Annotated in this window: 3 protein-coding genes and 2 pseudogenes; 3 read left to right on the plus strand and 2 right to left on the minus strand. The window is 59.8% G+C overall.

Going from position 1 to position 5824, the window contains the following annotated elements:
• Both QD208_RS17480 and QD208_RS17485 read left to right on the plus strand, forming a co-directional pair.
• A pseudogene (locus tag QD208_RS17480) lies at positions 1–653 on the plus strand (NAD(P)/FAD-dependent oxidoreductase); the annotation flags it as partial.
• Positions 654–737: 84 nt separating this feature from the next.
• Complete coding sequence (locus tag QD208_RS17485) at positions 738–1514, plus strand: SDR family NAD(P)-dependent oxidoreductase (protein WP_043336843.1); 777 nt, start codon at positions 738–740, stop codon at positions 1512–1514.
• Positions 1515–1777: 263 nt separating this feature from the next.
• Here QD208_RS17485 and QD208_RS17490 read toward each other — a convergent pair whose 3' ends face one another.
• Positions 1778–2818: an SDR family oxidoreductase gene (locus QD208_RS17490; protein WP_279837676.1), complete on the minus strand. Its 1041-nt coding sequence runs from the start codon at positions 2816–2818 to the stop codon at positions 1778–1780.
• 129 nt (positions 2819–2947) lie between these two features.
• On the opposite strand from QD208_RS17490, the gene QD208_RS17495 reads away from it, so the two are divergent.
• Positions 2948–3880 (plus strand): LysR family transcriptional regulator, encoded by a 933-nt coding sequence (locus QD208_RS17495; protein WP_279837677.1) that lies wholly within the window; start codon positions 2948–2950, stop codon positions 3878–3880.
• A gap of 218 nt (positions 3881–4098) precedes the next feature.
• On the opposite strand, the pseudogene QD208_RS17500 reads toward QD208_RS17495, so the two are convergent.
• A pseudogene (locus QD208_RS17500) lies at positions 4099–5651 on the minus strand (IS3 family transposase).
• Positions 5652–5824 lie beyond the last annotated feature (173 nt).

Consider the following 5824-nt stretch of genomic DNA (forward strand, 5'->3'; position numbering starts at 1 on the left):
CTGATCCGAGCTTAGACGACCCGTCAGGTGGTCCAAAGGATGGGGTCCACTTCATCCCCTACCGGATACTGCCTGACTTCCAGCGCCCGATCTTCGAGGCGATTCGCAAGCGTGATGCCGACTACTACCGTCGATTGGAGGCGGCAGGCTTCCTGCTCGATTTCGGCGATGACGACTCGGGCCTGTTCCTGAAATACCTGCGCCGCGGCTCCGGCTACTACATCGATGTGGGCGCCTGTGATCTGGTCGCCAATGGTGACATCAAGTTGCGCAGTGGCGTCGGCATCGAGCGCATCAATCCGCGCTCGGTCACTCTGACCGATGGCTCGGAATTGCCCGCTGACCTGATCGTCTATGCCACCGGCTACGGCTCGATGAATGGCTGGGCGGCACGCATCATCTCGCAGGACGTCGCCGACAAGGTCGGAAAATGCTGGGGCATGGGCTCCGATACGCTCAAGGACCCCGGGCCCTGGGAGGGCGAGCTGCGCAACATGTGGAAGCCGACCCAGCAGCAGGCGTTATGGTTCCACGGCGGCAACCTGCACCAGTCGCGCCACTATTCCCAGTATCTGGCGCTGCAGCTCAAGGCGCGGCTCGAGGGTATTCCGACGCCGGTCTACGGCCTTCAGGAAGTCCACCATCTGAGCTGAGGCCAGTGGCGCTGGGCAGTCTGCCAGCGTCATGGTAGCAGCGCAGCATTTGCAGATTTCGGTGAAAGATTCAGGAGACAACTCATGCAACTGAACGACAAGATTGCACTGGTGACAGGGGGTGGGCGCGGTATTGGCCAGGGGATCGCGCTGGCATTGGCCAAGGCGGGCGCGGATGTCGTGGTGGCGGATCTGGACCTCGCCATCGCCCGCGAGACGGCGGCAAAAGTGGAGGCACTGGGTAGACGGTGTCTGGCGCTACAGGTCGATGTCGCGGATGCGGCGTCCGTGCGGCGCTTGATTGAAGAGGCAGAGGTCGGACTCGGCCCGCTCGATATCGCCGTCAACAATGCCGGCATCATCGGCATCCATTCCATCGATGCGCTGACGGTGGAGGAGTGGGACCGCGTCATGAACGTCAATGCGCGAGGTACCTTCCTGTGTACTCAAGCCGAGGTCGCCGTGATGCGCTCACGCCGCGTCGGGCGGATCATCAACGTGGCCTCGATGGCCGGCAAGGTCGGCTTTCCTGATCTGTCGCACTACTGTGCCTCGAAGTTCGCGGTCATCGGCTTTACCAATGCCGTCGCCAAGGAAGTGGCAGCGGAAGGCATCACCGTCAATGCGATCTGCCCGGGCGTGGTGGGTACCGGCATGTGGCGGGGCGAGAGCGGGCTCTCCGCACGCTGGAGTCAGGAAGGCGAAAGCGAGCCCGCTGCATGGGAGCGCCTGCAGAAGAGCCTGCTGCCCCAGGGAGTCGCCCAGACCCCTGAGGACATGGGGCAGCTGGTGGTCTACCTCGCCCAGGCCGAACACGTGACAGGGCAGGCCATCGCCGTTGATGGTGGCTTCACGCTATAAGCTAGCGCTGATCATAGTTCGATACATGATGACAGCACGAGACAGGCCACCTCCGCTAATGGAAGGCGGCCTGTTTGTCGTGACGGCTCCTGACTCCTGTCACTTGAAGGCTTTATGACCCTCGCTCATGGGGCGGTCTACTCTGCAACCGCATAGGCTCATGCGGTTATCTGTCAGCGTGTTAGTGCCCCCGTAGTACGTCATCGCTCAAGCACTTAGGGCGAATCGAGCAGGTGCGTACCAGAGGGTCGAGTGATCAAACGTCAAGGGATCAGGCGGCGTTCCTTCATGGCCTCAAGGTGCTGAATGAGACTCTGGTGTGAGCGGCGACACATTTCTGCAAAGCCGGCTTGGCGAGCCTTCGTCAAATCAAAGACAGCGTCCTCTTCGACATGGAAGATGAAATCTCCGAAGCCACCTTGGGCAATCTTGTCGATATCTGTCTCGGCAAGTCCTTGGCGCTCTGCAAGCGTCTTCCAAGTGCCTGACACGGCAGCGAGACGTGTCTCCAACGAAATAGGTTGAGGCTCGCCAGTCTCAAGCCCAAACCAGTTGGCGATCTCTGGCCAGACGTGGCGCCACCGAATCTGATCACCATTGGTGACGTTATAGGGCCCTTGCTGGTTCTCTGCGATGGCCCACAGGGCGGCTTTGCCCACCAGATCGGCATCGCAGATGTTCAGCAAGATATCGTAGGCACGCGCCGTACCGGGGAATTGCATGGCAACACCGAGCTCCCGGCAAAGCGTGCCATAGAGACCGATAAGGTTACCGAGGTTCATGGCTGAACCCAGGGAATGGCCTATCACGATGTCGGGACGCAATGCGGTCCAACGAATTCCCTTGCCTTCGAGTTCGCGAGCCAGATCTTCATGCTCGAAATACAGGTTGGGGGGGAAATGCCGGCTGTCCTCTTCTCGAGCCGGTGTTTTGTAGACCCCGAGGTGAGCACCGTAGACCTTCCCGCCCTGTACGAAGACCTGGTGCTCGATTGACGCTTGGGATTCTTCAAGCACCTGGAAGAGGTGCCGCATCATGTCGCCATTCTGTTGTGCTTCAGTGGCAGGGTCCGGATCCGGTTTCAAGGCGGCGTAAAATACGTGCGTCACGCTGCTCAGTACATCACTTGCATCTCGCAAAGAGGCAATATCCAAGAGATCGGCGCTGATGTGGTGTCCGCTTCCCGGACCCTCTGAGGAGCGAGAGAGTGTCGTGACTCGCCATCCTGCCTCTTCAAAGGCCAATGTTGCTGCACGGCCGATGACGCCACTGGCGCCAGCGACTAATAGGTGATGTTGGCTCATGAGACTCTCCTGTCCTGTGGCGCATGATCATGGGAGGGGTCGCCCATGCCGTCGGCCCTGACAGTGGCATTGTTTGTTTTGCTAATAAATGCTCGACTGATGAATTCATCCTTCACTAGATGGTGAATAATGGATCGCTTGGCGTTAATGAAACTTTTTGTGGATATCTGTGAGCGTGGGTCAATGGCGGCGGTGGCCCGTCAGCGAGGTCAGTCCCCGTCATTGGTCACCCAAGCCTTACAGAAGCTTGAGCAGCAGGTCGGGGCCAAGCTTATCGTCAGAACAACGCGTGCCATGCATTTGACGGCGGAAGGCGAACAATTTCGAGACGACAGCGAAAGGATCCTGGCCGAGTATGACAAGGCTCTTGAGCGGATCTCGGGCACAGGGTCGCTGAGTGGCACCATCAGGCTGACGGCGACCAATGATTTTGGCCGCACGCACCTGCCACGGCTGATCGATCAGTTCCTGATACAGCACCCGGAAGTAAAATTTGAACTCGTGCTATCCGATGGAGTGTTGGACCTGGTCGATGAACGATTTGATCTGGCCATTCGTCATGGGCCGATGGCGGACCCAAGCTTGACGTCACGACGTCTCGTCAGTACCCATCGTGTTGTGTGTGCGGCACCTGCTTATTGGCAGGACGCAGGGCGCCCCCAACACCCATCAGAGCTGTCATCCCACCAGTGCATGGTGCTCGCTCGCCCAGGAGCGCCCCAGAACCATTGGGAGTTCCAGGAGGCAGGGCAGGTATTTTCCGTGACGGTGGCGGGGAACCGAATGGCCAGCGATGGTGGCGCGTTGCGCGAGTGGGCGATCGCAGGGGCTGGAGTGATATTTAAATCGATGGTGGATGTGGCAGAGGATATTGAGGTCGGACGACTGGAAGTTGTGCTGAATGACTATCGGATTCCTGAAGTGAATCTGTACGCCGTGTTTCCGGAAGGCAGATATGCAAGTCGACGGATCAGTACCTTCATCGAATTTCTTCACGACAAGCTTGGCAGTGAGAGAGAGGCCTCACACTGCCAGAGTCGTGCATCCAGCTCTCGCGCTTGAGGGCTGCCGGGGAGTGGCAAGGGCAAAGAACGACCCACATCATGTCTATGGCAGGCTGGGCCTCGGATGGCCAATCCGGTTGTAGTGGTCAAGTGTTTTTGGCCACCGATCTTTGAGCATTCCAGTAGTTCTTTTCTGCCAAGTTCGGCGGTATCCCATCGTTATGCTTGTGCGGCCTGAGGCTGCTCGATGTCTGTCAAGCTTGTTGGAATCTGTAATCAGGCGGCTTCTAATCGCTGATCCTGTTGAACCAGCGGGTCTTCCTGGTCGGGGTTCAGCCAGACTGTCCGGCGCGGTGTCCAGTTGCGGGTGGCACTGCTCCACCGCCCGGGATGTTGCCGTTTCGCCTCGGCATAGATGGCGTCTCGCCTTGCCAGCACCTCGTTATCCAGGCCGGCATGCCGCTCCCCCGGGGTGACGAACCGTATGGCGCTGTGGCGGTGTTCGTGGTTGTACCACTGCACGAAGCGCGTCACCCACTGCTGCGCCGCTGACAGGTTCTCGTATCCGTCCATCGGGTAGTCGGGCCGGTACTTGCAGGTCCTGAACAGCGACTCTGAGAAGGCGTTGTCATTGGAGACCCGAGGGCGGCTGTACGACGGAGTGATATTTAACCGCTGCAGCGTCGCCTGAAGCGTCGAGCCTTTCATGGCGGAGCCATTATCGGCGTGTAATACCAGTGGCTGGTTGATGCAGCCTTCGCGCAGCACGGCACGCTGGATTACCTCGCTGCTATTGGCCATGGACTCCTGGTCGAAGACCTCGGCATCGACGATCTTGCGACTGTAGATGTCGACGATCATGTACAGGTAGTAGAACTGACCACGCACCTGGGTCGGTAAGTAGGTCACGTCCCAGCTCCAACAGGCATTGGGGCGTGTCACCCGGTGTCGCTGGGGGTCGCCCTTGGGACGTGGAGCGCGAGCGCGGCCACGGTGGTGCTGCTCACCATGCTCCCGGAGGATGCGGTAGTAGCTGGACTCTGACGCCACGTAGCGGCCTTCTTCGTTCAGCAGCCGCGGCACGATCTGCCCAGGCGGCAGGCTGGCGAACTCAGGACGATGGCAAATCTCCAGCACCTGCTGACGCTCTTCCGGCGATAGGGCATGACGCGGGACAGGCCGCACCGCTTGAGGCCGGCGATCCTGATCGCCCCGCACCCAGCGGCGATACGTGTTGGTGCCGATGCCGAGTTCAGCGCATGCCGACTGCAGGCGTGCCCCTTGGGCACGCCCCTCATCGATCAGCTGTATGGCGTCCTGGCGATCTGTGGTGCTGATCATTCGTCCTCGTCCCCCCAGATCGCTCGGGCCTTTTTTCGCAATGTCAGTAGTGCGGCGGTTTCCGCCAGCGCGGCCTCCTTGCGGCGGAGCTCGCGCTTGAGTTCCTTGTTCTCCTGGCGCTCCGCCTTGCGTGCCTCACTCTGCTGCTTGGTGGCGGCATCGCTTCGGTCGTTAGCGCCTTCACAGCTCGCACGCCAGCGCTGGACCTGTTCGGGATAGAGGCCACGCTGCCGGCAGTATTCGGCACGCTCAGCCTCGCTGAGGGCCGCTGTCTCCAGAACGGCGTGGAACTTGTCCTGCGAGCTCCAGCCTTCGGGATCACCGCTCTGGTCAGGTAGCAAACGGCCTGCTTGCCGAGCCTTCTTGCGCCAGTGGTACAGTGTCGCAGCGGAGATGCCTTCTTCCTGGGCCACTTCTGCCACCGTGCGGTTGTGCGGCGGGAGCAGCTTCTTGAGGATGGCCTCCCGGCGCTCGTCGGAGTACTTCATCGGAACCTCATCACGCCCCATATGGTTCAGAGTCTAACAGCCGCTGATACTCCAACTAGCGTGACAGTGGGGGTGCTGTAGTAACCGATCATATAATCAGTGACAGATCGCTTCGCCGCAGCGACATCGGGATAGCCGATCTCTGGTATCCATTCCGTTTTCAGGCTTCTGAA

Source organism: Cobetia sp. 29-18-1 (assembly GCF_029846405.1).
GTDB lineage: Bacteria > Pseudomonadota > Gammaproteobacteria > Pseudomonadales > Halomonadaceae > Cobetia > Cobetia amphilecti.

Excerpts from the sequence above, each read along its gene's own strand:
- QD208_RS17485 (WP_043336843.1), top strand. The coding sequence starts at position 738 with ATGCAACTGAACGACAAGATTGCACTGGTGACAGGGGGTGGGCGCGGT.
- QD208_RS17490 (WP_279837676.1), bottom strand. The coding sequence starts at position 2,818 with ATGAGCCAACATCACCTATTAGTCGCTGGCGCCAGTGGCGTCATCGGC.
- QD208_RS17495 (WP_279837677.1), top strand. The coding sequence starts at position 2,948 with ATGGATCGCTTGGCGTTAATGAAACTTTTTGTGGATATCTGTGAGCGT.